The following is a 26,524-nucleotide window of genomic DNA, read 5'->3' on the forward strand; positions in this document are numbered from 1 at the left end:
ATACAGTTCGGCCGGTCCCGGCAGGAAGCAGAGACGACAGGTGACAGAAGCGATCCTCCTGGTCGGCGGCAAAGGCACCCGGCTGCGTCCGCTCACGGTGTACACGCCCAAGCCGATGGTCCGGGCGGCCGGGGTCCCGTTCCTCACGCACCAGTTGGCGAGAGCGAGAGCGGCGGGCGTCGACCACATCGTCCTTGCGACGAGCTATCTCGCCGAGGTCTTCGAACCGTACTTCGGTGACGGCTCCGCGCTGGGCCTGCGCATGGAGTACGTCACGGAGGAGGAGCCCCTCGGCACGGGCGGCGCCATCCGCAACGCGGCCGCGCACCTCCATTCCGGGCCCGAGGAACCGGTCCTCGTCTTCAACGGTGACATCCTGACCGGCCTCGACATCGGGGCGCTGGTGGACACACACGAGTCCACGGGCGCGGACGTCTCCCTGCACCTCACCCAGGTGCCGGACCCGCGCGCCTACGGCCTGGTCCCCACGGACGGAGCAGGCCGGGTCCTGGCCTTCCTCGAAAAACCCCAGACCCCGGAGGAGATCGTCACCGACCAGATCAACGCGGGGGCGTACGTCTTCCGCCGCTCGGTGATCGACACGATTCCCGTGGGCCGCCCGGTGTCGGTTGAGCGCGAGACGTTCCCGGACCTGCTCGCGGCCGGCGCCCACCTCCAGGGCATGGTCGACTCCACGTACTGGCTGGACCTGGGCACCCCGGCCGCCTTCGTCCGCGGCTCGGCGGACCTGGTCCTGGGCCGCGCCCCGTCCCCCGCGGTCCCCGGCCGCTGCGGCGACCGCCTCGTCCTGCCCACGGCCCGGGTCGCGCCCGACGCGAAACTGACGGGCGGCACGGTGGTGGGCGAGGGCGCGTTCGTGGCGGAGGGCGCGCGCGTCTCCGGCAGCACGATCCTCCCTGGCGCGGTCATCGAACCGGGAGCGGTCATCACGGACTCCCTGATCGGCACCCGAGCCCGAGTGGGCGAACGCTCGATCCTCACCGGCACGGTCATCGGAGACGGCGCCGTCATCGGCCCGGACAACGAACTCCGAGAGGGAGCAAGGGTGTGGTGCGACGCCCAAATCCCAGCGGGGGCACTTCGCTTCTCTTCGGACCAGTAACTGGGGCCACACAGGGGCGCAGTTCAAAGGAACTGCGCCCCATCCCACCCACACAGCGCTGAGCGGTCGAGCCGCTGGGGCGGCGCCGACCCGGCAGTGGGACTTGCTGTACCTGTCCCGGCTGCGGGTGGTCGTGCCGCTGGGGCGGCGCCGACCCGGCAGCCGGCACTCGCCGTAACCGCCCTGGCTGCGGGCAGTCGTGCCGCAGGGCGGCACGGGTGGGCGCAGCGGCACCCCGCGAGCGCCGGGTTGCGCGGCCCACCCCCGCAGGGCAACGCCGAGTGCCTGGGCGACGCCGGCTGACGAAACCACCGGCGCCCACCGATACCCCGCGCAACCTACAACCGCCCGATATCCCCCCGCGGCATCCGCGGAGCGCGCCGCGCCGGCACCTTCCCGCTCAGCAGAATCAACCGCGCCGCCCGATGCCGCTGCCCCGCATACGGCTCCAGCAACGACAGCATCACGGAGTCGTCCGCATCCCGATCCCCGGCGAGCGCCCACCCCACGATCCCCGGCAGATGCAGATCCCCCACGGTCACCGCATCCGCAGCCCCATGACTACGCTGCACGGTCTCCGCGGACGTCCAAGGCCCGATCCCCGGCACAACCTCCAGCCGAGCCTGCGCAGCCTCCGGCGCCATCCCCACCGCCTGCTCCAGCCGCGCAGCGACCCGCACGGCTCGCAGAATCGTCGACGCCCGCTTGTTGTCGACCCCGGCCCGATGCCACTCCCAGGACGGAATCAGCGCCCATGTCCGAGGCGCCGGCATGACCCACATCCGCCCGCCCACCACGGACGCGGGCCCCGGCGCAGGCTCTCCGTACTTCCGCACCAGCAACCGCCACGCCCGATACGCCTCGTCCGTCGTCACCTTCTGCTCGAGGATCGACGGAATCAACGACTCCAGCACCAGCCCGGTCCGCGTCAGCCGCAGCCCCGGCCGCCGATGCCGCGCCAGCGCCACCACCCGGTGCCGCGGCGCGAACGCGTCGGGATCGTCACCCGCCCCGAGCATCTCCGGCAACTGTTCGAGCAGCCACTCGGCCCCAGGCCCCCACGCCTCGCCGCGCACCTCACCGCCATACGACGAAACCCGCAGCGTCCCGGGCCCGGCGGGTGTCCGAGTGGACCGCCACACGGACCCGTCGGGCAGCGCCCGGAACGTCGGATCGGCCGGCCCGCGCCGCAGCGGCCCGAGCACGAGACCGAGGTCGAGCGGCCCGTCCGGCGCCCAGGTCCGCGTCCGCCCGGGCCCGGCATCAACCTGCCGAGGCACCCCCGTGGGTACGGCGGCGTACCCGGCGCGCACGGGCTTGGGGGCCCCTCCCACGCCCTCACGGCTGTGGGGGAGGGTGGGCCGAGGAGCGAAACGTCCTGCCACGAATGGTGTCCCTGGGCTGCCAGAGTCGGTGCGGTCCTGGTGGTGGTCCTGATTGGTTCTTGCGGTCCTACGAGACTAGACGGTCGTACGAAACGGCCACCGCGTTTCCGCCCGAGAGGTCACCACTCCCCGCACGAACGAGCCGAGTGGACACCGTTCACCACCCGAAACGCCCGCGGCCGAAACCCTCACCTGACCTCGATGAACGCCCCCGCCTCCCGCTCCGGCCGGGGCCGCGGCGCCTCCGCCGGATGGCCGACCGCCACCGCCCCCATCGGGTCCCAGTCGTCCGGCAGACCGAGGACCTCGCGCACCACGTCACGGCAGAACATCGTCGACGACACCCAGGCGGACCCCAGCCGCTCCCCGGCCAGCGCGACCAGGAAGTTCTGCACCCCGGCCCCCGTGGCGACCACGAACATCTCCCGCTCGGCCCGGTCCCGCCGGGCGTCCCCGTAGGTGTGCGAGCCGTCCATCACGAGACACGGCACGACCAGATACGGCGCTCCCCGCAGCACCTCTCCACGCCGGACCCGCTTGGCGATCGACTCCTCGGTCTTGCCGTCCCGCCGCAGGTCGGCGATCCAGGCGTCCCGCATGGCGTCGAGCAGCCGGGCCCGCGATTCCGCCGACTCCAGCAGCACGAACCGCCACGGCGTCGTGTGGTGCGGCGCCGGCGCGGTGACCGCCGCGGCCACCGCCCGCCGAACGGCGCCCGGGTCGACGGGTTCGTCGGTGAAGGCCCGTACGGTACGCCGCTGGGTCACGGCCTCCCGCACCGCCTCCGAGGTGCCGAGCCGGAACATGTCGTCGCGGGCGTCCCGCACCAGGGCTCTCGCGCCCGGCTCGTCCTCCCCTGCGACGACGTGCGGCAGTCCACGCACCACGGCGACGGGCAGCCCGGCCGCCTTGCCCTTCACCAGGTCACCGGCCGCGGCCAGTTCGTCCGCCGTCGCCACGACCGTCGCGCTGAGCGGATTGCCGTACGCGTCCGTGCCGCCGCGCAGGTCGTCCAGCACGCGTATGCCCGCCGCGCCGATAGCGACGTCCGTGAGCCCCGCGCGCCAAGGCCGTCCGAAGGTGTCGGTGACGACGACCCCGACGTCCACACCGAGGGTGTCGCGCAGTCCCTGCCGTATCGCGCGCGCGGACGCGTCCGGGTCCTCGGGCAGCAACAGCACTGTGCCCGAAGGGGTGTTGGAGGCGTCGACTCCGGCGGCGGCCATCACCAGACCCTGCCGGTTCTCCACGATCCGCAGCGGTCCGCGCCGCGCCACGACCCGTACGGTCTCGGCGTCGATCGCGGCCTCCCGGTCGGACGCCTCGACGACCCGCCCCTCCGCCTTGGACACGATCTTGGAGGTGACCAGCAGTACATCACCGTCGACCAGCCCCGGTTCGGCGGTGGCGATCAGCTTCGCGAGATCGTCTCCCTGCCGGACCTCGGGGATCCCGGCGATGGCCCAGGTCCGGTACTCGGGTGCCCCGTCGCTCAACCCCCTCGCACCTCCTCCGCCAGCGCCAGCGCCTCGCGGGCCATCCGGGCCGCCGCGTCCTCGTCCGTCATCATCAGCGGTACGGCTCGGCAGCGGATGCCGGCCGCCTCGACCCGCTCGACCGAGCCCGCGTCGACGGTGTCGACGAGCCAGCCGTCGAGCAGCCCCGAGCCGTAGTGCTCGGCCACCGCCGCCGCCGTGGACTCCACGCCCACCGCCGCGAGCACCTTGTCGGCCATCCCGCGCACGGGCGCGTCCCCGACGATGGGGGAGAGACCCACCACCGGCACCCCGGCGTCGGCGATCGCCTCCCGGATGCCGGGCACGGCGAGGATCGTGCCGACGGAGACGACCGGGTTGGACGGCGGGAAGAGGACGACGTCCGCCTCGGCGATCGCCTCCAGGACACCCGGCGCCGGCTTGGACTGCTCGGCGCCGACCGGCACGACCGCCTCGGCCGGGACGGAGGCCCGCAGCCGCACCCAGTACTCCTGGAAATGGATCGCCTTGCGCTCGCCGTCCAGCTCGACCGCCACATGCGTCTCGACACGGTCGTCGGTCATGGGAATGAGACGGACGCCCGGCTTCCACCGGTCGCACAGGGCCTCCGTCACCGCGCTCAGCGGATACCCGGCGCCCAGCATCTGCGTCCGCACGATGTGGGTCGCGAAGTCCCGGTCGCCGAGCCCGAACCACTCGGGCCCGACGCCGTACGCCGCGAGCTCCTCCTTGAGGTGGAAGGTCTCGTCGGCCCGCCCCCACCCCTGCTCCTCGTTGATGCCGCCGCCGAGCGTGTACATCACCGTGTCGAGGTCCGGGCAGACCTTCAGCCCGAAGAGGTGGATGTCGTCGCCGGTGTTGCCGATGACCGTGACGTCCGCGTCCGGCGCGGCCTTCTTCAGGCCACGCAGGAACCGGGCACCACCGATGCCGCCTGCCAGAACCACAATGCGCATGGGACCAAGTCTTGCAGGCGGGTACGACAACGCGTCAGCAGGCGGGTACCACGGCGCCTCAGGCGGTCACCGGGCGTGCCTCGGCACCCGGTTCGGTGCGTGCCTCGCAGTGCGGGGCCGTGCGCATGGGCATCTCCGTGAGGCCCGGGTAGTAGACGTGCAGACTCACCGCGGGCTCCAGCGCGTCGTTGACGACCTCGTGCACGTACCCCGGGGCGAACACCCGCTGCGCGCCCCGGGTCAACACGCGCGTGCCCCGTTCGGTCCGCTCCGTCAGCGTGCCCTCCAGGACGGTCAGCACCCCGGAGGAACGGCCGTGGTCGTGCGGCCCGCTGCCCTGCCCGGGCACCCAGGACAGCAGCCACACCTCGTAACCGGGGCCGGTGCGCAGCCGGTGGTACCAGCGCGTCGTGGCGTCGTACTGGACGAGGTGCTCCCACTGGGAGCGGTCGGCGGCGATGGAGCGGGCCAGGCCGGCGAACTCGGCGACGGTGGCCGGGTGCTCGCGCGGAGGCTGGAGCAGATGCGGGACTTCGAGGATGTCGCCGGCGATCTGGAGGTCGTTGTCGCTGTTCATCGGGGTGTGGTCGGTCCTCGGTGAAAGAGTGGGGGGGCTTGCTGGGTGTCATGCGCCGTCCGCCCGGGTCACGAGCGGGTGAGTGGCCCTGGATGAGGGGCCGGCAAGGGCAGCAGCACACCGAGTCGGGATGGACTCGGGGACAGCCGGAGCGCGGTCGGCTCAACAGCTGGAACAGCAACAACAGCTACAGCGAGCGCGGGCAGCACCGAGGGACCCGGCGGAGCGGGTCGAGGTGAGCGCCAAGTTCGCGAGCATGCCCACAAGAACATCGGTTCACACCCGCACTGTCAACTCGGGTCCCGGATCGTGGGACATGTTTCACCCCATCCGGTTGACCTTCGAGGCGAAAGGTTTGTGCGTCCACCGCCCCGGACACATGGCGCACAACCGGGCGCACGAGCCTCGTTCGGAACGCGATCGAACTCCTGGGCGTCCTTCTCCGTACAGGTGTCCGTGAGGGGCCTGTACGGAGTCGGTACCCCTCGCGGGCCATCTCTGCGTGTCAAGGTTTATGGCGATTTGAACACTTTCCGCTCGGCCTTGGTTCCGGAGGGTGAATAACGGGGCCAATAGCAGATCTCGGCTTGACTCGCCCGGAGCAGCACACTTGTAATTTCACTCGTGTCGTTCAGCCGGAATCGGTAACGGCTACATCACGGGGACGCGAAAGACAGACGAGGGGCGCACATGACCGAGCTGGTGCAGCAACTGCTGGTCGACGACGCGGACGAGGAACTCGGCTGGCAGGAGCGCGCGCTGTGCGCCCAGACCGACCCCGAGTCCTTCTTCCCCGAGAAGGGCGGCTCGACCAGAGAGGCCAAGAAGGTCTGCCTCGCCTGCGAGGTTCGCTCCGAGTGCCTCGAGTACGCCCTCGCCAACGACGAACGCTTCGGCATCTGGGGCGGTCTGTCCGAGCGGGAGCGTCGCCGGCTGAAGAAGGCGGCCGTCTGAGCCGTCCGGCCCGGCACTCCTGATCCGAACGGATCCGACTCGTTCGAACCGACGTATCCGATCTGGCTCGTTCCATCCCATTCGCGTCCGAACGGCACGGAACCTTCACGTACACACGGTACGAACGGCCCGTTGCAGGTGGGTTGTCCACAGGCGGCGGGCCGTGGTCATGCCCAGCCGATAGTGTGGTCGCTCGTCCGAGACGCCACGCGGCCCCCAGTGGGCGCAAGCGTCCACCGCAGTCCATCGAACCGGGGTCCGCACCTCGATGTCCGTGCACAGCCATACGGCAGCCCATCACGACACCGCTGCCACACCTGAGTTCCCGCGTCATGTGGTGACCGCGGTCCTCGTCGCGCACGACGGCGCCCGCTGGCTGCCCGATGCGCTCGCCGGGCTGCTCGGCCAGGAGCGCCCCGTCCAGTACGCCGTGGCCGCCGACACCGGCAGCGCGGACGACTCCGCCCGGCTGGTCACCGAGGTGCTCGGTCCCGACCGCGTGCTGCACCTGGCCAGGCGCACAGGCTTCGGCCAGGCCGTCGAGGAGGCCAACCGCACGGCGCCGCTCCTCACCCCGGACGAGCTGCCGTATCTGAAGCGGCCCAGCGGCTGGGACCCCGTCACGCGCACGTGGCGCGACGACGCGTACGACATGCCGGAGCTCCCGCACGGCGAGCCGGTCCAGTGGCTGTGGCTGCTGCACGACGACTGCGCCCCCGAACCCGACGCCCTGGCCGAACTGCTGCGCGTCGTAGAGAACGAACACGAACTCGGCCGTGACGACGTCGCGGTCGTCGGCCCCAAGCTCCGCGGCTGGTACGACCGGCGCCAGCTCCTGGAGGTCGGCGTCACCATCGCCAACTCCGGCCGCCGCTGGACCGGTCTGGACCGCCGCGAGCAGGACCAGGGACAGCACGACCACGTGGGACCTGTGCTGTCGGTGTCCACCGCCGGCATGCTGATCCGGCGCGACGTCTTCGAGGAACTCGGCGGCTTCGACCGCCGGCTGCCGCTGATGCGCGACGACGTCGACCTGTGCTGGCGCGCCCACGCCGCCGGGCACCGCGTCCTCATCGCCCCCGATGCCGTCGTACGGCACGCCGAGGCGGCCTCCCGCGAGCGCCGCACCGTCGACTGCATGGGCCGCACCGCCGCCTCCCCGCACAAGGTCGACAAGGCGGGCGCCGTCTACACCCTCCTCGTCAACACCCGTACGGCGACGCTGCCCTGGGTCCTGCTGCGCCTCGTGCTCGGCACGCTCCTGCGGACCTTCGCCTACCTCGTCGGCAAGGTCCCCGGCCAGGCCCTCGACGAGATCCGCGGCCTCCTGGGCGTCCTGCTGCGGCCCGAGCGGATCATCGCCGGGCGGCGCAGGCGCGGCCGTCCGGTCGTCGACAAGGGCGAGCTGCGGCCGCTGTTCCCGCCGCCCGGCGCGACCGTGCGGGCCACCGTGGAACAGGTCGCGGGCAACTTCTTCGGCGGCACCGACCCCGAGGTCTCCTCGGCCGGACGGCACGGCGGAGCGGTCGAGTCGGGGCCCGGCGGCGACGACGCCGAGTTCCTGGAGATCGAGCAGTTCGCCCGCCTCAAGCGCATCGCCCGCAAGCCCGGCCCGGTCCTCTTCCTGGTCCTGCTGCTCGTCTCGCTCGCCGCCTGCCGCAACCTCCTGGGCGGCGGCGCGCTCTCGGGCGGTGCCCTGCTGCCCGCACCCGCCGACTCCGGCGAGCTGTGGTCGCGCTATCTGGACGCTTGGCACCCGGTGGGCGCCGGCGGCACCCCGTCCGCGCCGCCCTACCTCGCGCTCGTGGCGATGCTCGCCTCGACGCTGTTCGGCTCGACCGGTCTCGCGGTAACCGTCCTGCTGGTCGGCTCGGTGCCACTGGCCGGATTCACCGCGTACTTCGCCTCCCGGCCGCTCGTCACCTCGCGGCTCCTGCGCGCGTGGGCGGCCGTCGCCTACGCCTTCCTTCCCGCTGCCACCGGCGCCCTCGCCGGCGGCCGCATCGGCACCGCCGTCCTCGCCGTGTTCCTGCCGCTCATCGCGCGCGCGGGCATCGCAGCGAGCGGCCTCGCGAACTCGTCGGGCGCGCGCGGCAGCTGGCGCGCCACCTGGGCGTACGCGCTGCTGCTGACCATCACGACCGCGTTCACACCGATCGTGTGGCCGATCGCGCTGGTCCTCGGCATCGGCGTGCTGGCCGTGCGCCGCGCCGAGATCGTCGCCTACGCCTCGCGGTTCCTGGCCCAGTTGGGCACCCCGCTGCTGATCCTGGCGCCCTGGTCGCTGTCGCTGCTCCCGTTCGGCTTCTTCAAGGAGGCGGGACTGGAGTACGGCTCCTCTGCCGCCTCCGCCCTCGACCTGCTCGGCGCCAGCCCAGGCGGACCCGGCACGGTGCAGGGGCTGATGCTCATCGGCATCGTCCTGGCCGCGCTGGCCGCACTGCTGCGCGGCGAGCGTCAGCCGGGAATCCGGATCGCCTGGGCCGCCGCCCTGGTGGGCCTCGTCTTCGCGGTCCTGGCCAACAGCTCCACGTGGGCCGGGCCCGCCACCCTCGTCTACGGCATCGCGCTGCTGGCCGCAGCCGCGCTCGGCGCCGACGGGGCACGCGCACGTGTGGCCGAGCAGAGCTTCGGCTGGCGCCAGCCGGTGGCCGCGCTGATCGCCTTCGCCTCGGCCGCGGGCCCGCTGCTCGTCGCCGTCGGCTGGATCATCGGCGGCGCCGACGGGCCGGTGGAGCGGCGCGACCCCGTGCAGGTGCCCGCGTTCGTCGCCGAGGAGAGCAGCACCCGCGACCAAGCCCGCACCCTGATCCTCGACAGCGACTCCGAGGCCCACGTGCGCTACACGCTGGTGCGCGGCTCCGGCGCCCGCATGGGTGACGCCGAACTCGCCGCGTCCGACGAGGAGAACGGCACACTCGACAAGGTCGTCGCCAACCTTGTCGCCGGCTCCGGCGCCGACCAGGCGAACCAGCTCGGCGGTTTCGCCGTGCGTTACGTCCTGGTCCACAAGGGCGCGCCGCGCGAGGTCAGCCGCGTCCTGGACGCCACGCCCGGCCTGTCCCGGCTCAGCCAGCAGCACGGAAGCGCTCTGTGGCGCGTCGACCAGCAGGTCTCGCGCGCCGCCATCGTCCCGGCCGGAGGCTCGGGCAGCGCGCAGTCCGTCGCCGCGGGTCCCGTCGAGATCCACACCACGATCCCGTCCGGCGCCGACGGCCGCGTCCTGCGCCTTGCCGACACCGCCGCCGCGGGCTGGACCGCCACCCTGGACGGCACGCCACTCACCCGCACCACGGTCGACGGCTGGGCCCAGGGCTTCGAACTGCCTGCGAACGGCGGCACGTTGGACGTCGCTTACGAAGACCCGATCGGGCACACAGGCTGGCTGTTCGCCCAGGGCCTGCTCGCCGTCGTCCTGGTCGTGCTCGCCCTGCCGGGCCGCCGCCGCGACATCGACGACGACCTGCCCGAGGAGGAGGCCGTCCTCGCCGAGGCCGCCCCAGGGGAGGGCCGCCGTGCCCGCCGCCTGCGCGCCCAGGCGGAGGCCGAGGCCGAGGAGTCCTCCGAACCGGACGCATACGACCCCGGCACGCCTCCTCCCGCGGAGGAGACTCCGGTCGCCGTGCCCCACCAGCAGTCGTACGACACGGGGGTCCCACCGGGCGAGGACGTCGGAGTCCGGGAGACGGACGCCGCGACCTACGCGGGCGCCGAGTACGGCACCTACGGCGGCGAGCAGTACGAAGGCGCCGGCCGGTACGAGAACGCGGGCCAGTACCAGGGCGGTTACGACCAGCAGGCGTATCAGGCCGACCCGTACCAGAACGGCCAGTACGACCCGTACGGGTACGGCGACCAGAGCCGGCAGGGTGTGTACGACCCGACGTACCAGCAGGACTACGACCCGGGACAGCCCCACTCCCACGGCACCGGCAGTGAGCGCCCCGACGGGAGCCAGCAGTGAACCGCACGACCCTGTCCCTGATCGCCAGCACGGTCGCCCTCGCGGCCGTGACCGGGTTCGCCGCGCTCACCACGCCGGACGCGTCCGGCGCCGGCACGGCGAAGGCGGCCGCCCGGCTTCCCGTGGAGCGCACGAGCCTGCTCTGCCCGGCGCCCAGCCTTTCCGACATCGCCGAGATGTCGTACACGTCCTTCACCCCGGTCACGAAGGGCACGGCGGGCAGCGGCAAGGCCGAACTCCAGTCCGCCACGGAGCAGTCGGCGGACGGGACGAGCAGCCCCTCCCCGAGCGCGGGCGCCAAGGACAGCAAGGGCGGCAAGAAGAAGGCCGCCAAGCCCGTCCTCACGCCCAAGGAGCCCGGCACCCCCGCCACCGGCGACTACTCCGGAGGCGACGCACCCGCCCTCGTCGGCATCGCCGACGGGAAGTTCGCGCCCGGCTGGACCGTCCAGGAGACCACCGAGGTCGCCGCGGGCACCGGCCGCGGCCTGCAGGGCGTCAACTGCACAGCTCCAGACACGGAGTTCTGGTTCCCGGGTGCCAGCACGTCCGCCGACCGCAGCGACTACGTGCACCTCACCAACCCGGACGACAGCGCCGCGGTCGTCGACGTCGAGCTGCACGGCAAGGACGGCGCGATCAAGTCCACGGTGGGGGAGGGCATCACGGTGCCGCCCCACGTCAGTGAGCCGGTCCTGCTGTCCACGCTCACCGACGAGCGCCAGACCGACCTCACGGTCCACGTCAGCGTCCGCAGCGGACGGGTCGGCGCGGCCGTGCAGGCCCTCGACGACAAGCTGGGCGGCGACTGGCTGGCCGCGTCCACCGACCCGGCGGGCTCGCTGATCCTGCCCGGCATCCCGAAGGACGCCACGGACGTCCGGCTGGTCGCCTTCACCCCGGGCGACGCCGACGCCGATCTGAAGGTGCGCCTGGCCTTGCCGGGCGGCCGGATCACCCCCGCCGGGAACGAGACGCTGCATGTGAAGGGCGGCATGACGACGGCGGTCGACCTGCACGACGTGACCCGGGGTGAGCCGGGGTCGCTGGTGCTGACACCCGCTGACCGGTCCGTCCCGGTGGTGGCGGCCGTCCGTGTGATCCGCGGCAAGGACGGCAACCAGGAGACGGCGTTCATCCCCGCCGCCGCCCCGGTCGGCACGCGCGCGACGTCGGCCGACAACAGCGGCAAAAACACGACTCTGTCCCTCGTCGCTCCCGCCGAGGCCGCAAAGGTCGAGGTCACGGCGTCGGCGGGCAGTGAGGGGGGCACGGCGGAGACGAAGACGTACACGATCAAGGCGGGCACGACCCAGGACATCGACGCCCCAGTCCCCAGCGGTCTGAAGGGCACGTACGCGCTGACGGTGAGACCCCTCTCCGGCGGCCCGGTCTACGCGGCCCGCACCCTGTTCGCGACCGAGTCCGGCGTCCCCGGCTTCACGATCCAGACGCTCCCGGACGACCGGGGGACGGTGTCGGTGCCGCAGGCGGACCAGGACCTGTCGGTGCTGCAGAACTAGTGGTCCGGCCGGGGCGCGGGCGCGCCCCGGCCGAGCGCGTCGGTCCCCCGTACCGCGTCAGTCCTCCCCGTACCGGGGATCCACGGTCTCCGGAGTCAGCCCCAGCAACTCCGCGACCTGCTCGACGACGACCTCGTGCACCAGCGCGGCCCGCTCGTCGCGTCCCTTCGTGCGGATCTCCACGGGCCGGCGGTAGACGACCACCCGGGCCCGGTGCCCGTCGCGCGCGGCGACGATCCCGCCGAGCGGCACAGCCTCGTCGTTCCAGACGTCCCCCTGGCGCGCGTCCAGGCGGGGCACCTCGAGCACCAGGAAATCGATGTCCGCGAGCTGCGGCCAGCGCCGCTCGAGACGCTCCACGGAGTCCTGTACGAGGTCCGCGAACGCCTCGGCGCGAGACGCCGCGAGCGGAACCTGCGGCGGCGCGATCGGCCCGCGCATGCCCCGTCCGTGGCGGTCACGACGGCGGGGCCCGGGGCCTGCGGCACGGGGCGGTACACGGTTGTCCATCACTGGTGAAGCGTAGTCCCCGCGTGGTCCGCACGCCCCGCCCCCACACGGCGCCCGGCACGCCTGCCATCGCCCGGACGGCATGGGTGCGCTCCGTGCGGCATGTCGCAGGATGACCATTCCAGCCAAGGTTGGGCTCGATTCCGTATCTCTCCGAGACCGCCGAGCTCGAGAAAATTGACGGTGTTTGTGTCGACTCATGACCGGATGCGAACCTGCCCGTGATCCGGGACCCGCCCGTCCACGCAGGTCAGAAGGTCGTGTTCGGGCGGGTATGCGAAGCAGGGTGCCGGACGACACGGTGGAGTGACCTGGTGGAGAGTCGTCGCGGCCCGCTCAAGAGTGCGGTACCGTCCAACATCGTGAGCCCTGTACGTCGTTGTTCGCGAACCGCTTGCGGCCGACCCGCCGTCGCGACGCTGACGTACGTCTACGCCGACTCGACCGCGGTCCTCGGCCCGCTCGCCACCTATGCCGAACCCCACTGCTACGACCTGTGCGCCGAGCACTCCGAGCGCCTGACCGCCCCGCGCGGCTGGGAGGTCGTACGGCTCATCGACGGCTCGGCCCCCGCCCGCCCGAGCGGCGACGACCTGGAAGCGCTTGCCAACGCCGTGCGCGAGGCAGCCAGGCCGCAGGAGCGGGCGGCCGGGGCGGGCGGCGGTGGGGGACGCACGGCGGACCCCATGGAGGTCGCCCGCCGGGGTCATCTCCGGGTGCTGCGCTCACCGGACAACTGAGCCGCGCTGCGGGTCCTTCCCGCTGCGCTGTTCCGTTCAGCCCTTCCCGCTCCAGTGTTCCGTTCAGCCCTTCCTGTTGTCATGTTCAGTTGAATGACGCACGACCATTGACGTGTCGTTGTCGCGGACACGACCATTCCGTGAGCCGAAACGAGAATTCTCTTTCCGCATGACGGAATCCGGGGAGGACCCCGTGTACGTCCAGAAGCTGGAGCCGATCGCCGATTCGCTCGGCCTGTCCGCGCTCGTCGCAGCACTGCCCCTCGTCATCGTCCTGATCCTGCTCGGCGGCGTCCGCCTCAAGGCGCATATCGCGGGCCTCATCGGCCTCCTGGCGGCCGTTCTCGTCGCCTGCCTCGCCTACGGCATGCCGGTAGACCAGACGCTCTCCAGTGCCGTCCAGGGGGCCGCCTTCGGTCTCTTCCCCATCCTGTGGATCGTCGTCAACGCCCTGTGGGTGTACCGGATGACCGTCCGCACCCGGCACTTCGACATCCTGCGCCGCTCCTTCGGGCGGCTCTCCGACGACCCGCGCATCCAGGCGCTCGTCATCGCCTTCTGCTTCGGCGCTCTGCTGGAGGCCCTGGCCGGATTCGGCGCGCCGGTCGCCATCTGCTCCGTGATGCTGGTCGCCCTCGGCTTCGACCCGGTGCGCGCGGCCGTCGTCTCGCTGGTCGCCAACACCGCGCCCGTCGCCTTCGGCGCGATGGGCACCCCGGTCGTCACGCTCGCCCAGGTCACCGGGCTGCCGCTCGACTCTGTGGCCTCCGTGGTCGGCCGGCAGACGCCGCTGCTCGCCCTGGTGGTGCCGCTCGTCCTGGTCGGGCTCGTCGACGGCAGGCGCGGACTGCGCGAGACCTGGGTGCCCGCCCTGGTGTGCGGAGTCGCCTTCGCCGCCGCCCAGTTCGCCGCGTCCAACTACGTCTCCGCGCAACTCGCCGACATCGCCGCCTCCCTGGTCGGCGCGGGCGCTCTGGTCGCCGTACCGCACGCGCGTGTGCCCGCCACCGAGGCCGTACGGACGTCCGTGCTGACCGGCGCGCGCAGCGCGGACCTCGACGAGAGCGATCCGCGCCCCGAAGTCCTGCGCGCCTACGCCCCGTACGCCCTCATCGTCGTGATCTTCTCCGTCGCCCAGATTCCGGCGGTCAAGGACTGGCTGGCGGGCGCCACGAAGGCCTACGACTGGCCCTTCCTGGACGTCGCGGGACCGGACGGCAAACCAGTGGGCGGCAACATCTTCAGCTGGCCGATCGTCTCCACCGGCGGCACCCTCGTGCTGATCGCCGGAGTGCTCACGGCCGTCGTTCTCGGCGTCCACGCACGCGTGGCGGTGCGCGAGTGGGCGGCGACCGTCGTCGAGCTGAGGTTCGCGATCCTGACCGTGACGTCCGTGCTGGCCCTCGCGTACGTCATGAACCTCTCCGGGCAGGCCGCGACCATCGGCCACTTCGTGGCGGCCGCCGGAGCGGGTCTCGCCTTCCTGTCGCCGGTCCTCGGCTGGTTCGGCGTGGCCGTCTCCGGGTCCGACACCTCGGCCAACGCGCTGTTCGGAGCCCTGCAGGTGAGTGCGGCCCGCGAGTCGGGGCTGTCACCCGAACTGCTTGCCGCCGCCAACAGTTCGGGCGGTGTGCTCGGCAAGATGATCTCGCCGCAGAATCTCACCATCGCCTGCGCCGCGGTCGGTCTGGCCGGCCGTGAGGGCGACCTGCTGCGCAAGGTGCTGCCCTGGAGCGCGGGGCTGCTGCTGGTGATGTGCCTGATCGTCGTCGGCCAGAGCTCGCCGGTCCTGGACTGGATGCTTCCCTGACCTCCCAGGTCACGGCTGGGGGTCCACCTGGAGTCCGTGAACCACCCGCCCCGCGCGGGCGGGTAGTTTGTGGTGACCGACAGGACTTCAGGAGGGTTGGCCGTGGCTGTTGATCTGGCGCAGATCGTCAAGGCGTACGACGTGCGCGGAGTGGTTCCGGATCAGTGGGACGAATCGCTGGCCGAACTCTTCGGTGCGGCCTTCGCCCAGGTGACCGGCGCCGACGCCATCGTCATCGGCCACGACATGCGGCCGTCGTCGCCTGGTCTGTCGGCCGCCTTCGCGCGCGGGGCGGCCGTGCGCGGTGTTGACGTCACCGAGATCGGCCTGTGCTCCACGGACCAGCTGTACTACGCGTCCGGCGCGCTCGGTCTGCCGGGCGCGATGTTCACGGCCTCGCACAACCCCGCGCAGTACAACGGCATCAAGATGTGCCGCGCGGGCGCTGCGCCCGTCGGCCAGGACACCGGCCTCGCCGAGATCCGCGAACTGGCCGAGAACTGGCGGGAGTCGGGCGCCCCGCAGCTCGCGGTGACGCCGGGAACCGTCACGCGGCGCGACACGTTGGAGGATTACGCGGCGTACCTGCGCTCGCTCGTCGACCTGGCCTCCATCCGCCCCCTGAAGGTCGTCGTCGACGCGGGCAACGGCATGGGCGGCCACACGGTCCCCACCGTCTTCGCCGGGCTGCCCCTGACCCTCGTCCCGATGTACTTCGAGCTGGACGGCACGTTCCCCAACCACGAGGCCAATCCGCTCGACCCCGCCAACCTCGTCGACCTCCAGCGGCGTGTCCGCGAGGAGGGCGCAGACCTCGGCATCGCCTTCGACGGCGACGCCGACCGCTGCTTCGTCGTCGACGAGCACGGCGACCCCGTGTCCCCGTCGGCGATCACCGCCCTGGTGGCCGCGCGCGAGCTGGCCAGGAACGGCGGCCGGGGCACGATCATCCACAACCTGATCACGTCCTGGTCCGTCCCCGAGGTGGTCCGCGAGCACGGCGGCACCCCGGTCCGCACCCGCGTCGGCCACTCCTTCATCAAGGCGGAGATGGCGGGCACGGGCGCGATCTTCGGCGGCGAGCACTCCGCCCACTATTACTTCAAGGACTTCTGGAACGCCGACACGGGCATGCTCGCCGCCCTCCACGTCCTCGCGGCCCTCGGCGGCCAGGACGGCCCGCTCTCGGCGCTGGTCGCGGAGTACGACCGCTACATCGGCTCCGGCGAGATCAACTCCACGGTCGCCGACCAGAAGACCCGCCTCGCGGCGATCCGCGCCGCGTACGAGGGCCACGAGGACACCACGCTGGACGACCTGGACGGCCTCACGGTCGCCACCGCCGACTGGTGGTTCAACGTCCGTCCCTCCAACACGGAGCCCCTCCTGCGCCTGAACGCGGAGGCCCGCGACGAGGCGACGATGACCAAGGTGCGCGACGACGTACTGGCGATCATCAGGGGCTGAGGGCCGGGGCGGGCCGTATGGGGGACCGCGCGTGGGGTCGTGGGCGACCTCTGGGGGACTCGGGGGTGGTGGGCGACCTCTGGGGAACCCGGCGGCGGTGGACAGCCGCTGGGTGGCCTGAGGGGATACCCGGAGGCCCGAGGGGCACCTGGCAGGGCTGAGGCGGGACACAAGGGCCGACCCCCTCCGCCCGACCCCCACACCCCGCCCCACGGCGGTACGCTGACCAGGCACATCCGTGCACGCACCCCGCCCGAAGGGACACCCCATGTCGCTCGAAGCCGGCCTCCTGGAGATCCTCGCCTGCCCGGCCTGCCACTCCCCCCTCAAGGAAGAGGACATCGAGCTGATCTGCACCGGCCAGGACTGCGGTCTGGCGTACCCGGTCCGCGACGGCATCCCCGTCCTCCTGGTCGACGAGGCCCGCCGCCCCGCGTAACGCCGACCCGGGAACACCGGGCCGTCGTACCGGCGTCGCCCGGCACAGGCACCACCCGCACAGACGAGCCGCCCCGCAAGAACCCCGCGATCGGAGGCTGCCGCCCATGCTCGACGAATCGCTGCTCGACACCCCGGAGGGCCTCGCCGAGGCCGACCGACGCGGCCTCCTGCGCGGTGCCGCGGGAGCCGGCGCACGCGTGCGTACCGCGGCCCGGCACGCCGCCGAGGCCGGCGTCGACGACCTCAAACCGGACGGCCGCCCCCGCGCCGTCCTGATCGCAGGCCCCGGCGCCTCCGCCACCCACGCCGCCGACCTACTCGGTTCGCTCGCCGGACCCGGCAGCCCCGTCATCCGGCTGGCCCCCACCGGCGTCGCCCCCGCCGCGGGCGCCCTGCGCTGGGAGCTGCCCGGCTGGGCCGGCTCCGTGGACCTGCTGCTGATCGCCACCCCGGACGGCACCGAGCCGAGCCTCTCCCTGCTCGCCGAGCAGGCCTACCGCCGCGGCTGCTCGGTCGCCGGCGTGGCCCCGGCCGGCACCCCGCTCTCCGAGGCCGTCACCGGCGCGCACGGCCTGTTCGTACCGATGGCGACGGCCCCGTACGACCACGACGAGCCCCTGGCCGCGTCCTCCCCGGGCGTCCTCTGGGCGCTGCTCACCCCGCTGCTCGCGCTCCTGGACCGGATCGGCCTGGTCATCGCCCCGGCCGAGGCCCTGGAGAAGGCCGCCGACCGCCTCGACCACATCGCCGAGCGCTGCGGCCCGGCCATCGTGACCTACAGCAACCCCGCCAAGGCCCTCGCCGCCGAACTGGCCGACGCGCTTCCGGTGATCTGGACGGAGGGCCCCTCGGCGGGACCCGCGGGCCGCCGTTTCTCCGCCGCGCTCGCCGAACTGGCCGGCCGCCCCGCCCTCGTCGAGGAACTCCCCGAGGCGCTCGCCGCCCACAGCGCCCTGCTGGCCGGGCCGCTCGCCGCCAGCGCCGACCCGGACGACTTCTTCCGTGACCGCGTCGACGAGCCCGCGGCGCTGCACGCGCGCGTGGTGCTGCTCCGCGACCGCCCGATCGGCGGCCTCACCGCCGCTCCGGCCGCCCGCGACCTGGCCCTCAGCCACGACACGCCCGTCAGCGAGCTGGAACCCGAGCCCGGCGACGAGCTGGAGACCCTCGCGGAACTGATCGCCATGACGGATTTCACCGCCGTTTACCTCGCGCTCGCTTCGGGGGCCTGATCTTGTTGCCGACGCCCTGACCGCCGTACGCGGAGCGAACCCCGGACGTACACGACCCGACGTACGCACGAAGAAGACCGGCAAGGATCGGCAGAGAGAACCCATGGACCGCCTCGACAACACCATCCGTCCCTACGCCTGGGGTTCCCCCACCGCCATCCCGAAGCTCCTCGGCGTCGAGCCGACCGGCGAGCCACAGGCGGAGATGTGGATGGGCGCCCACCCGGGAGCGCCCTCGCGCACCGCGCGCGGCACTCTCGTCGAGGTCATCGACGCCGACCCGGAGCGGGAACTCGGACCGGAGGCGGTCGCCAGGTTCGGCCCCCACCTGCCCTTCCTGCTGAAGATCCTCGCGGCCGGCGCCCCGCTCTCCCTCCAGGTCCACCCCGACCTGGAGCAGGCCAAGGAGGGCTACGCGGACGAGGAGCGCCGCGGCATCCCCGTGGACGCCCCGCACCGCAACTACAAGGACGCCAACCACAAGCCCGAACTCATCTGCGCGCTCACCGAGTTCGACGGCCTGTGCGGCTTCCGTGACCCGCTCGAGACCGCCGCTCTCCTAGAGGCGCTGGACGTCGACTCCCTCAAGCCGTACGCCGACCTGCTGCGCGCTCGCCCCGAGGAAGCGGCCCTGCGCGAGGTCCTCACCGCGATCCTCACCGCCGACCGCGAGGAGATGGCCGACACGGTCGCCCGGGCCGCGGCCGCCAGCACCCGCCTCGGCGGCGATTACGCGCCGTATGCGGACCTCGCCCACCACTACCCGGGCGATCCCGGCGTCATCGCCGCCATGCTCCTCAATCACGTCCGGCTGCAGCCGGGCGAGGCCCTCTTCCTCGGCGCCGGCATCCCGCACGCGTACCTGAACGGCCTCGGCGTCGAGATCATGGCCAACTCCGACAACGTCCTGCGCTGCGGCCTGACGCCCAAGCACGTCGACGTGCCCGAACTCCTGCGCATCGTCCGCTTCGAGCCGAGCGACCCCGGCGTCCTGCGCCCAGAGGCGTCCCCGGAGGGCGAGGAGATCTACGAGACGCCGATCGACGAGTTCCGGCTGTCCCGGTACGTCCTGCCCGAGGGCGGCGCGACCCGCGACCTCACCCTGACCACCCCGCAGATCCTGCTGTGCACTGCGGGTTCCATACGGGCGGGCGAGCACGAACTGACCCCCGGCGGGTCCGTGTTCGTCCCCGCGGGGGAGAAGGCCGAGGTGTCCGGGTCCGGCACCGTCTTCCGTGCCACTGTGATTGTCTGACCGGGCTTGTGGACACCTGACGCGCTCGGGTTGAGCCGGGCTGCAAGAATGACCCTCCGGCAAAGGACGGGCAAAGGCGACGGGTGCGGACGACGGGCCCGGCCCGGGCGGCGCAGACGGACGTAGGCGAAGGGACAACGCGGACACATGAGCGCGTCAGGCGGCACCAAAGCGATCGTGGCGGCACTGGGCGCCAACGTCGCGATCGCGGCATCGAAGTTCGTGGCGTTCGCGTTCAGCGGCTCGTCCTCGATGCTCGCCGAAGGCGTGCACTCGCTCGCCGACTCCGGGAACCAGTTCCTGCTGCTCATCGGCGGCAAGAAGGCCCAGCGCGCGGCGACCCCGCAACACCCGTTCGGCTACGGCCGCGAGCGCTACATATACGCCTTCCTCGTCTCCATCGTCCTCTTCTCGGTCGGCGGCATGTTCGCCATCTACGAAGGCTTCGAGAAGATCAGCCACCCGCACGAGCTGGAGAACTGGTACTGGCCGGTGGGTGTCCTCGTCTTCGCGGTCATCGCCGAGGGCTTCTCCTTCCGTACGGCCATCAAGGAATCCAACGAGCTGCGCGGCACGCACTCCTGGTCGCAGTTCATCCGACGGGCCAAGGCACCGGAACTGCCCGTCGTCCTCCTGGAGGACTTCGGCGCGCTGATCGGTCTGGTCCTCGCCCTCGGCGGCGTCGGCCTGACCCTGCTCACCGGCGACAGCGTCTGGGACGGCATCGGTACGGTCTGCATCGGTGTCCTGCTCGTCAGCATCGCGCTCGTCCTGGCCGCCGAGACCAAGTCACTGCTCCTCGGCGAGGCCGCCAGCGCCGAACAGACCGAGAAGATCGAGTCCGCCATCGTCGACAGCGAAACGGTCACCAGCGTCATCCACATGCGCACCCTCCACCTCGGCCCCGAGGAGCTGCTGGTCGCCGCCAAGATCGCCGTCGAGCACGACGACACGGCCGCCGAGGTCGCGAAGGCCATCGACGCCGCCGAGGCCCGCATCCGCGAGGCCGTTCCGATCGCCCGCGTGATCTACCTCGAGCCGGACATCTACAGCGAGGCGGAAGCCGCCAAGGGCCCGGACCCTGAGGCCACCCCGGGCGGCCCGACGCGGCACGCCGCCGGCCACTGAGTCGTACGACGGCCGCGGGGCCCGCCGGAACATCCGGCGGGCCCCGCGGCCGTTCGCACCGCCCTCAGACCTGCTGCATCGGCCACGGCGCGGGCGGGAACTGCGTCCTGTTCCCACGCCGCACCACGAAGGCCGCGATCCCCAGCCCGATGCCGACCAGCACGAGGACGCCGCCGACGAGCAGGGCCGCTCCCCACAGTGCCGGGGCCGTGCGGTCGTCGGTCACCCGGCCCTGCACCGCGTCCCCGGACACCGTCCCGCCGTGGTCGTCGAGGTGAAAACGCGAGTCCTGAGAGTTCGCGCGGTAATCACCCAGCAGGAACAGCCGCCCCTCCGGAACCCTCACGTCATACGGCCTGTGCACACCGTCGGCGTCACCGCCGTACACGTACGGCTCCTCGATCGGCTTCCCGTTCACGGTCACCCGCTCCTGCGAGCCCACGAGCGTGCAGCACGCCACCCGGTCCCCGCCCACACCGATGACCGGCTTCATGAGGGGCGCGTCGACCCCGTAGGACTCCGGCGCCGTGAACAGCACGACGTCGCCACGCCGCACCTCATTCCCGTCGACGTGCTCCCAGATGAGCCGGTCATCCCGTTCGTACGTCGGTCTCATGCTGTCGCAAGGCCCCGTATGCCGTCCGCATATGGGCGAAGACGCCGACCGCCAGCGCCGCCCCCAGCAACCCCACCACGAGCGCTGCAACCCCAAGTCCCCGCCCTTTGCCCGACATCACATCCTCCTCGTGCGGCACATCCGCGGCGCGGAGAATATCGGGCACCCGTGAACCGCCGTCGCGCGCAACCGCCCCGCCGCGGCAGTGGACACCGATCACACCCCGTGATCGGCGCGAAGTGTTCGCAACCGGACTGGGGTCGGCGCCGTCCCGCGGTGTAGCTTGGGTGCGAGCCAGACGTCGCTGCTGATGGCGGTCGGGCGGTCCCCACGGGGACCGGCCGAGGGAGAGAGGGCCTCCGACGGACTGCGTTGCGCGCATGTGGGCATGCCTGTGCCCTCCTTTCGGGCACCCCTGTGTCCGCCGCCGCGCAGACCAGCCGTACCCACCTCGCCCCAACCCCGAGGAGCAGCTCGCAATGACGACTGTCGACAGCCGACAGGACTTCAAGGTCGCCGACCTCTCCCTGGCCGAGTTCGGCCGCAAGGAGATCACCCTCGCCGAGCACGAGATGCCCGGCTTGATGGCGATCCGCAAGGAGTACGCCGAGGCACAGCCCCTCGCCGGCGCCCGTGTCACCGGCTCCCTGCACATGACGGTGCAGACCGCCGTCCTCATCGAGACCCTGGTCGCCCTTGGCGCGCGGGTCCGCTGGGCCTCCTGCAACATCTTCTCCACTCAGGACCACGCGGCCGCCGCCATTGCCGTCGGCCCGAACGGCACGCCCGACAACCCGCAGGGCATCCCGGTCTTCGCCTGGAAGGGCGAGACCCTGGAGGAGTACTGGTGGTGCACCGAGCAGGCGCTGACCTGGCCGGACAGCCCCACCGGCGGCCCGAACATGATCCTGGACGACGGCGGTGACGCCACCCTCCTCGTCCACAAGGGCGTCGAGTACGAGAAGGACGGCAAGGTCCCCGGCCTGGAGACCGCCGAGTCCGAGGAACACCGCGTCATCCTCCAGCTGCTCCACCGCACCCTGGGCGAGAACCCCCAGAAGTGGACCCAGCTGGCCTCCGAGATCCGCGGCGTCACCGAGGAGACGACGACCGGCGTCCACCGCCTGTACGAGATGCAGCGCGACGGCGTCCTCCTCTTCCCGGCCATCAACGTCAACGACGCCGTCACCAAGTCGAAGTTCGACAACAAGTACGGCTGCCGCCACTCCCTGGTCGACGGCATCAACCGCGCCACCGACGTCCTGATCGGCGGCAAGACCGCCGTCGTCTGCGGCTACGGCGATGTCGGCAAGGGCTGCGCCGAGTCCCTGCGCGGCCAGGGCGCCCGCGTGATCGTCACCGAGATCGACCCGATCTGCGCCCTGCAGGCGGCGATGGACGGCTACCAGGTCACGACCCTCGACGAGGTCATCGACAAGGCCGACATCTTCATCACCACGACCGGCAACAAGGACATCATCATGGCCACCGACATGGCCAAGATGAAGCACCAGGCGATCGTCGGCAACATCGGCCACTTCGACAACGAGATCGACATGGCCGGCCTCGCCAAGGTCCCCGGCATCGTCAAGGACGAGGTCAAGCCGCAGGTCCACACCTGGACCTTCCCGGACGGCAAGAAGATCATCGTGCTGTCCGAGGGCCGCCTGCTGAACCTGGGCAACGCCACCGGCCACCCGTCGTTCGTGATGTCCAACTCCTTCGCGGACCAGACGCTGGCCCAGATCGAGCTGTTCACCAAGCCCGACGAGTACCCGGTCGGCGTCTACACGCTGCCCAAGCACCTCGACGAGAAGGTCGCCCGCCTTCACCTGGACGCGCTCGGCGTCAAGCTCACCCAGCTGCGCCCCGAGCAGGCCGCGTACATCGGCGTGGACGTCGACGGCCCGTACAAGCCGGACCACTACCGCTACTGAGTCCGTGGCCCCGCCCACCGGGTGAGCGCGCCGGTGCACCGCCGCGCTCCCCGGAGGCAGGTCTGCAGCTCCGCCGAGGCAGGCCCCCGCACCCCCGTGCCGGGGGCCTGCCTCTTTGGCCCATCGATCTGGCCCCGACCGTCGATCCTCGGCCGGACCAGGCCGTCAAGACCCAGGACCCCCATGCCCCGCGGCCGATATTCGCTTCACGATCCGCACGATCACACCCTCCTCGCCAACGAGTACTTCCACTGCGCCCCCGGCCCGTCCGGCTGGCGCTACGTCTCCCAGCTGACCACCCCCTCGGGCGACCACAGCGGCTCCGTCGACCTCACCCTCGACGAACTCGGCCGCCCCATCCGACTCGAACTCCACGCCGGAGGCTGGCAGGTGCGCGGCGCCGCCCTCGACGGCGTCACCTGGGTCCGCTCAGACCCCACCGGCACTCAGGCCACCGAAGGCAATGTGCGCGCTCACGCCTTCACCGGCACGTCCCCCGCGTTCCTCGTCGCCACCACCCGTCTTCTGCGCCTCACCCCTTCCGCCGCCGCGACCCGCGTACGCCTCGTCGCCTTCACGGACCCGGTTCTCGCCCCCCGCACCGTCGACCAGTCCTGGGCCCTGGTGAACAGCGAAACACACGCCACTGACAACGGCCCCCTCGCCGTGGACGAATACCAGGTCACAGCCCTGGACACGGGCGAACAGCACACCGTGCACATCGCCGGAGACGTGGTCCTTGCCGCTCCCGGCATCGAACTCGAGGACCTCGAATCGCCGCCGTCGTTCTTCGACTGACTGACGAGAACGCCCGACTCATACGGCGAGGCGCCGACGCCGGCCGCCGGAGCGGTCGTGCTCGAGCGGTCGTGCTCGGAGGCAGGGCGATGGCGTCAGACATACGAGGAGGCCGAGCCACCGCAAGGCGCGGAGAGCTCGGCCTGACACGTCTACACCGAGCTCTGGGCGGTCGGCTCGCCTGCACCTAGTCCTACGCAGGCGGTGCGAAACCGGTGCTCGGGCGCTCGGCCGGACTGCTGTCGGGCACGGGCGGAGCGGGCCGCACACGTGGCGCGGGCTGCGCGGCCGGCGGGCCCTGATACGGGGCTGCTGCGCGAGGCTGCGCGACCGGAGGCGTGTAGGGACCGGCCGGACCAGTGGCAGCGGAAGTGCCGGAAGGCACCCCACCCGCACCGACGCCACCGCCGGTCACAGACGCCCCTCCCGTCGCGGGGCCGCCGTCTCCGAAAGCCCGCCTGGCGTCACGTGCCTGCCGCTCCTGCACCACCGCGGCCAGGTACGCGGCCGGCGGAATGGCCCGCGGCAACGGGGCACCCGTGTGCGCCGACAGATCCTCCGCGAGTCGCTGCGCCATGGCCCAGGAGACCTGGGGATCGAGCTGCTGCAGCCGCGTCAGGTACTGACGGACGGCGAGCCACAGACCGTCGGGAACCGCCGAAAGATCGAGCTCGGAGAAACGTCCGGCCAGCCAGGGCGGCGGCGGAGGAACGAATCGGGCCTGACCGGCGGGAATCCGCTCCCGTACGACCAAGGTGCCGGCAAAGACGTCTCCGACCCGCCGCCCGCGCGCGGACACGAGCGAGGCGATGCACGCGACGACCCCGAACGTCAGCAGGATCTCGACGACACCGATCGCACCTCGCACCAGTGCGTGCCGGAATCGGATCGGACCGCCGTCGTCCCGCACGACACGCAGCCCGAACGTCAGCTTCCCCAGCGAACGCCCATGGCTGAGTGTCTCCACCGCGATCGGCGCGCCCACCAGAACCAGTACGAACGCGGCGATCGAGAGAGCAGTCTGCGCCGCTTCGTCGAGAGACGCCGTCGCAGCCACGATCGCCGTGATCACGACGACATAGGCGATCACGGCCACGATCAGGTCGAGCAACACCGCCAGCGCCCTGCTGGGCAGCCTCGCAGGGCGCAACTCGAGCGCCACCGCCTCCCCCGTCACCAGCTCACTCACACCCGTCGTCCTTCCCCTGGTCTGCCCCGAGAACCGCAAGTCTGCCAAGCTGAGGGCGCATCGCGCCCCAGTACGACAAGCTGACCGTCTCGACGAGCAGTCGACGACCGGCCGAGGAGCAGACACACCCGATGGACCTCGACGTCTTCGTCTCCGCCCACCGAGCCGAGTGGGACCGCCTGGACGCCCTGATCCGGCGCCGGCGACGCCTCACCGGAGCGGAAGCCGACGAACTCGTCGCCCTCTATCAGCGCGCAGCTACTCACCTCTCCCTCATCCAGTCCAGCACCCCCGACCCGCAACTGACCGGTCGGCTCAGCCAACTCGTGGCACGCGCGCGGAGCGTCGTGACCGGCACGCGTCGTGCCTCCTGGCGTGACGTGACGCGCTTCCTGGGACAGGGATTCCCCGCCGCCGTCTACCGATCGCGCCACTGGTGGGTACCCACCGCTCTGATCTCGACAGCCGTCGCGGTCCTCCTGGGGTGGTGGATCGGGGCGCACCCCGAGGTGCAGTCGTCGATCGCGGCCCCCAGCCAGCTGCGGGAACTGACCCGCCCGGGTGGCGAGTACGAGACGTACTACTCGAGTCATCCCGCCGCCTCCTTCGCAGCCCAGGTGTGGACCAACAACGCTGAGGCAGCGGCGATGTGTCTCGTCCTGGGAGTCTTCCTGGGACTCCCGGTCCTTTGGATCCTTCTCCAGAACATGCTCAACCTCGGCATCGGCTTCGGCCTGATGTCGTCGGCAGGCCGACTCGACACCTTCCTCGGCCTGGTCCTCCCGCACGGCCTGCTCGAACTGACGGCGGTCTTCGTCGCAGCCGGCACGGGACTGCGCCTCGGCTGGACCCTCATCGACCCCGGCCCGCGTACGCGCCGCACCGCCCTCGCGGAGGAGGGCAGGGCTGCGGTGGGCATGGCGATCGGCCTAGCCCTGGTCCTGTTCGTCTCCGGTGCCATCGAAGGCTTTGTCACCCCGTCGGGCTTGCCCACCTGGGCCCGCATAGGCATCGGAATCGTCGCTGAGCTGGGATTTCTTGCCTACGTCTTCGTTCTCGGCGGCCGCGTGGCACGTGCGGGCGAGACGGGTGACGTTGAGGCATCCGAGCGGAGTTCGGTCCTGCCGACGGCCGCCTGATGTGCAGGCACCCCTCTTGAGCTGCTAGTCTCCTGTCCGCCCCACAAGAGCCGTTGACACGGAGCGCGTGGGGAGGTAGATTCAAACAGTTGCCTAGAACTGGACAGTTCTGAGGGCGACCCGCTAGAATCTATCCGCTCCTCGTGAAGTGACATATTTCCGAGAAGCACACTCCCTGATTACTCAGAAATGAGTGGCCGGTCAGTCCGGTCAAGAACTTCTGGTAAAGTCGGGATCGCCGGAAAGGGAAACGCGAGAGCGGGAACCTGGAAAGCACCGAGGAA

At 71.6% G+C, this 26,524-nt stretch carries 21 protein-coding genes; 14 read left to right on the forward strand and 7 right to left on the reverse strand.

The annotated features are described in order from the left end of the window. Positions 1 to 40 precede the first annotated feature (40 nt). The gene (gene manB / locus IEZ19_RS19730; RefSeq protein WP_189312529.1) at positions 41 to 1,123 is read left to right on the forward strand and encodes a mannose-1-phosphate guanylyltransferase; all 1,083 of its coding nucleotides are present in this window, start codon (positions 41 to 43) and stop codon (positions 1,121 to 1,123) included. 338 nt (positions 1,124 to 1,461) lie between these two features. Here the strand turns inward: manB and IEZ19_RS19735 are convergent, their stop codons facing one another. The 4 genes from IEZ19_RS19735 to IEZ19_RS19750 all read right to left on the reverse strand — a co-directional run bounded on the left by IEZ19_RS19735 (position 1,462) and on the right by IEZ19_RS19750 (position 5,537). Next, a complete protein-coding gene (locus IEZ19_RS19735) occupies positions 1,462 to 2,508 on the reverse strand; it encodes a DNA-3-methyladenine glycosylase family protein (protein ID WP_373297010.1) in 1,047 nt (348 codons plus the stop codon). Positions 2,509 to 2,696: 188 nt separating this feature from the next. Then, positions 2,697 to 4,004, reverse strand: a complete 1,308-nt coding sequence (locus tag IEZ19_RS19740; RefSeq protein WP_189312531.1) for a coenzyme F420-0:L-glutamate ligase — start codon at positions 4,002 to 4,004, stop codon at positions 2,697 to 2,699. Next, the gene (gene cofD, locus IEZ19_RS19745; RefSeq protein ID WP_189312532.1) at positions 4,001 to 4,960 is read right to left on the reverse strand and encodes a 2-phospho-L-lactate transferase; all 960 of its coding nucleotides are present in this window, start codon (positions 4,958 to 4,960) and stop codon (positions 4,001 to 4,003) included. Before cofD ends, IEZ19_RS19740 begins: the two co-directional genes overlap by 4 nt. Positions 4,961 to 5,018: 58 nt before the next feature. Then, on the reverse strand, positions 5,019 to 5,537 hold the full coding sequence (locus IEZ19_RS19750; RefSeq protein ID WP_189312533.1) for a cysteine dioxygenase: 519 nt from the start codon (positions 5,535 to 5,537) through the stop codon (positions 5,019 to 5,021). 690 nt (positions 5,538 to 6,227) lie between these two features. Between IEZ19_RS19750 and IEZ19_RS19755 the strand changes: the two genes are divergently transcribed. The 3 genes from IEZ19_RS19755 (at position 6,228) to IEZ19_RS19765 (ending at position 11,978) form a co-directional block, all read left to right on the forward strand. Next, positions 6,228 to 6,491: a WhiB family transcriptional regulator gene (locus IEZ19_RS19755; RefSeq protein ID WP_003975777.1), complete on the forward strand. Its 264-nt coding sequence runs from the start codon at positions 6,228 to 6,230 to the stop codon at positions 6,489 to 6,491. A 268-nt stretch (positions 6,492 to 6,759) separates the two neighbouring features. Next, on the forward strand, positions 6,760 to 10,455 hold the full coding sequence (locus IEZ19_RS19760; RefSeq protein ID WP_189312534.1) for a glycosyltransferase family 2 protein: 3,696 nt from the start codon (positions 6,760 to 6,762) through the stop codon (positions 10,453 to 10,455). Then, positions 10,452 to 11,978: a DUF5719 family protein gene (locus IEZ19_RS19765; RefSeq protein ID WP_189312535.1), complete on the forward strand. Its 1,527-nt coding sequence runs from the start codon at positions 10,452 to 10,454 to the stop codon at positions 11,976 to 11,978. Before IEZ19_RS19760 ends, IEZ19_RS19765 begins: the two co-directional genes overlap by 4 nt. Before the next feature lie 57 nt (positions 11,979 to 12,035). Here the strand turns inward: IEZ19_RS19765 and IEZ19_RS19770 are convergent, their stop codons facing one another. Then, entirely contained in the window at positions 12,036 to 12,488 is a 453-nt protein-coding gene (locus tag IEZ19_RS19770) for a metallopeptidase family protein (RefSeq protein ID WP_189312564.1), read from the reverse strand. 314 nt (positions 12,489 to 12,802) lie between these two features. Between IEZ19_RS19770 and IEZ19_RS19775 the strand changes: the two genes are divergently transcribed. From IEZ19_RS19775 to IEZ19_RS19805, 7 genes are all read left to right on the forward strand, one after another. Beyond that, positions 12,803 to 13,228, forward strand: a complete 426-nt coding sequence (locus IEZ19_RS19775) for a DUF3499 domain-containing protein (RefSeq protein WP_189312536.1) — start codon at positions 12,803 to 12,805, stop codon at positions 13,226 to 13,228. A 193-nt stretch (positions 13,229 to 13,421) separates the two neighbouring features. After that, positions 13,422 to 15,038, forward strand: a complete 1,617-nt coding sequence (locus tag IEZ19_RS19780; protein WP_189312565.1) for an L-lactate permease — start codon at positions 13,422 to 13,424, stop codon at positions 15,036 to 15,038. 102 nt (positions 15,039 to 15,140) lie between these two features. Then, positions 15,141 to 16,505, forward strand: a complete 1,365-nt coding sequence (locus IEZ19_RS19785) for a phosphomannomutase/phosphoglucomutase (RefSeq protein ID WP_189312537.1) — start codon at positions 15,141 to 15,143, stop codon at positions 16,503 to 16,505. 268 nt (positions 16,506 to 16,773) lie between these two features. Continuing rightward, positions 16,774 to 16,944 carry a Trm112 family protein gene (locus IEZ19_RS19790; protein ID WP_189312538.1) on the forward strand — a complete coding sequence of 57 codons (171 nt, stop codon included), beginning with the start codon at positions 16,774 to 16,776 and terminating at the stop codon, positions 16,942 to 16,944. A 106-nt stretch (positions 16,945 to 17,050) separates the two neighbouring features. Continuing rightward, positions 17,051 to 18,178, forward strand: coding sequence for an SIS domain-containing protein (locus tag IEZ19_RS19795; protein ID WP_189312539.1), 1,128 nt, complete (start codon positions 17,051 to 17,053; stop codon positions 18,176 to 18,178). A gap of 103 nt (positions 18,179 to 18,281) precedes the next feature. Then, positions 18,282 to 19,433, forward strand: a complete 1,152-nt coding sequence (manA, locus tag IEZ19_RS19800) for a mannose-6-phosphate isomerase, class I (RefSeq protein ID WP_189312540.1) — start codon at positions 18,282 to 18,284, stop codon at positions 19,431 to 19,433. Between the two features lie 147 nt (positions 19,434 to 19,580). Further along, complete coding sequence (locus IEZ19_RS19805; RefSeq protein ID WP_189312541.1) at positions 19,581 to 20,561, forward strand: cation diffusion facilitator family transporter; 981 nt, start codon at positions 19,581 to 19,583, stop codon at positions 20,559 to 20,561. Between the two features lie 64 nt (positions 20,562 to 20,625). On the opposite strand, the gene lepB is transcribed toward IEZ19_RS19805, so the two are convergent. Then, positions 20,626 to 21,177 carry a signal peptidase I gene (gene lepB / locus IEZ19_RS19810; protein ID WP_229840484.1) on the reverse strand — a complete coding sequence of 184 codons (552 nt, stop codon included), beginning with the start codon at positions 21,175 to 21,177 and terminating at the stop codon, positions 20,626 to 20,628. Positions 21,178 to 21,656: 479 nt separating this feature from the next. Between lepB and ahcY the strand changes: the two genes are divergently transcribed. Both ahcY and IEZ19_RS19820 read left to right on the forward strand, forming a co-directional pair. Further along, positions 21,657 to 23,114, forward strand: coding sequence for an adenosylhomocysteinase (ahcY, locus tag IEZ19_RS19815; protein ID WP_189312542.1), 1,458 nt, complete (start codon positions 21,657 to 21,659; stop codon positions 23,112 to 23,114). 183 nt (positions 23,115 to 23,297) lie between these two features. Further along, complete coding sequence (locus IEZ19_RS19820) at positions 23,298 to 23,912, forward strand: hypothetical protein (RefSeq protein WP_189312543.1); 615 nt, start codon at positions 23,298 to 23,300, stop codon at positions 23,910 to 23,912. Positions 23,913 to 24,105: 193 nt separating this feature from the next. Here IEZ19_RS19820 and IEZ19_RS19825 read toward each other — a convergent pair whose 3' ends face one another. Further along, positions 24,106 to 25,101, reverse strand: coding sequence for an RDD family protein (locus tag IEZ19_RS19825; protein ID WP_189312544.1), 996 nt, complete (start codon positions 25,099 to 25,101; stop codon positions 24,106 to 24,108). 131 nt (positions 25,102 to 25,232) lie between these two features. Here IEZ19_RS19825 and IEZ19_RS19830 point away from each other — a divergent pair, with 131 nt between their 5' ends. Continuing rightward, positions 25,233 to 26,240 carry a stage II sporulation protein M gene (locus tag IEZ19_RS19830; protein WP_189312545.1) on the forward strand — a complete coding sequence of 336 codons (1,008 nt, stop codon included), beginning with the start codon at positions 25,233 to 25,235 and terminating at the stop codon, positions 26,238 to 26,240. Positions 26,241 to 26,524: the final 284 nt, after the last annotated feature.

The organism is Streptomyces brasiliensis (assembly GCF_014647875.1).
GTDB lineage: Bacteria > Actinomycetota > Actinomycetes > Streptomycetales > Streptomycetaceae > Streptomyces > Streptomyces brasiliensis.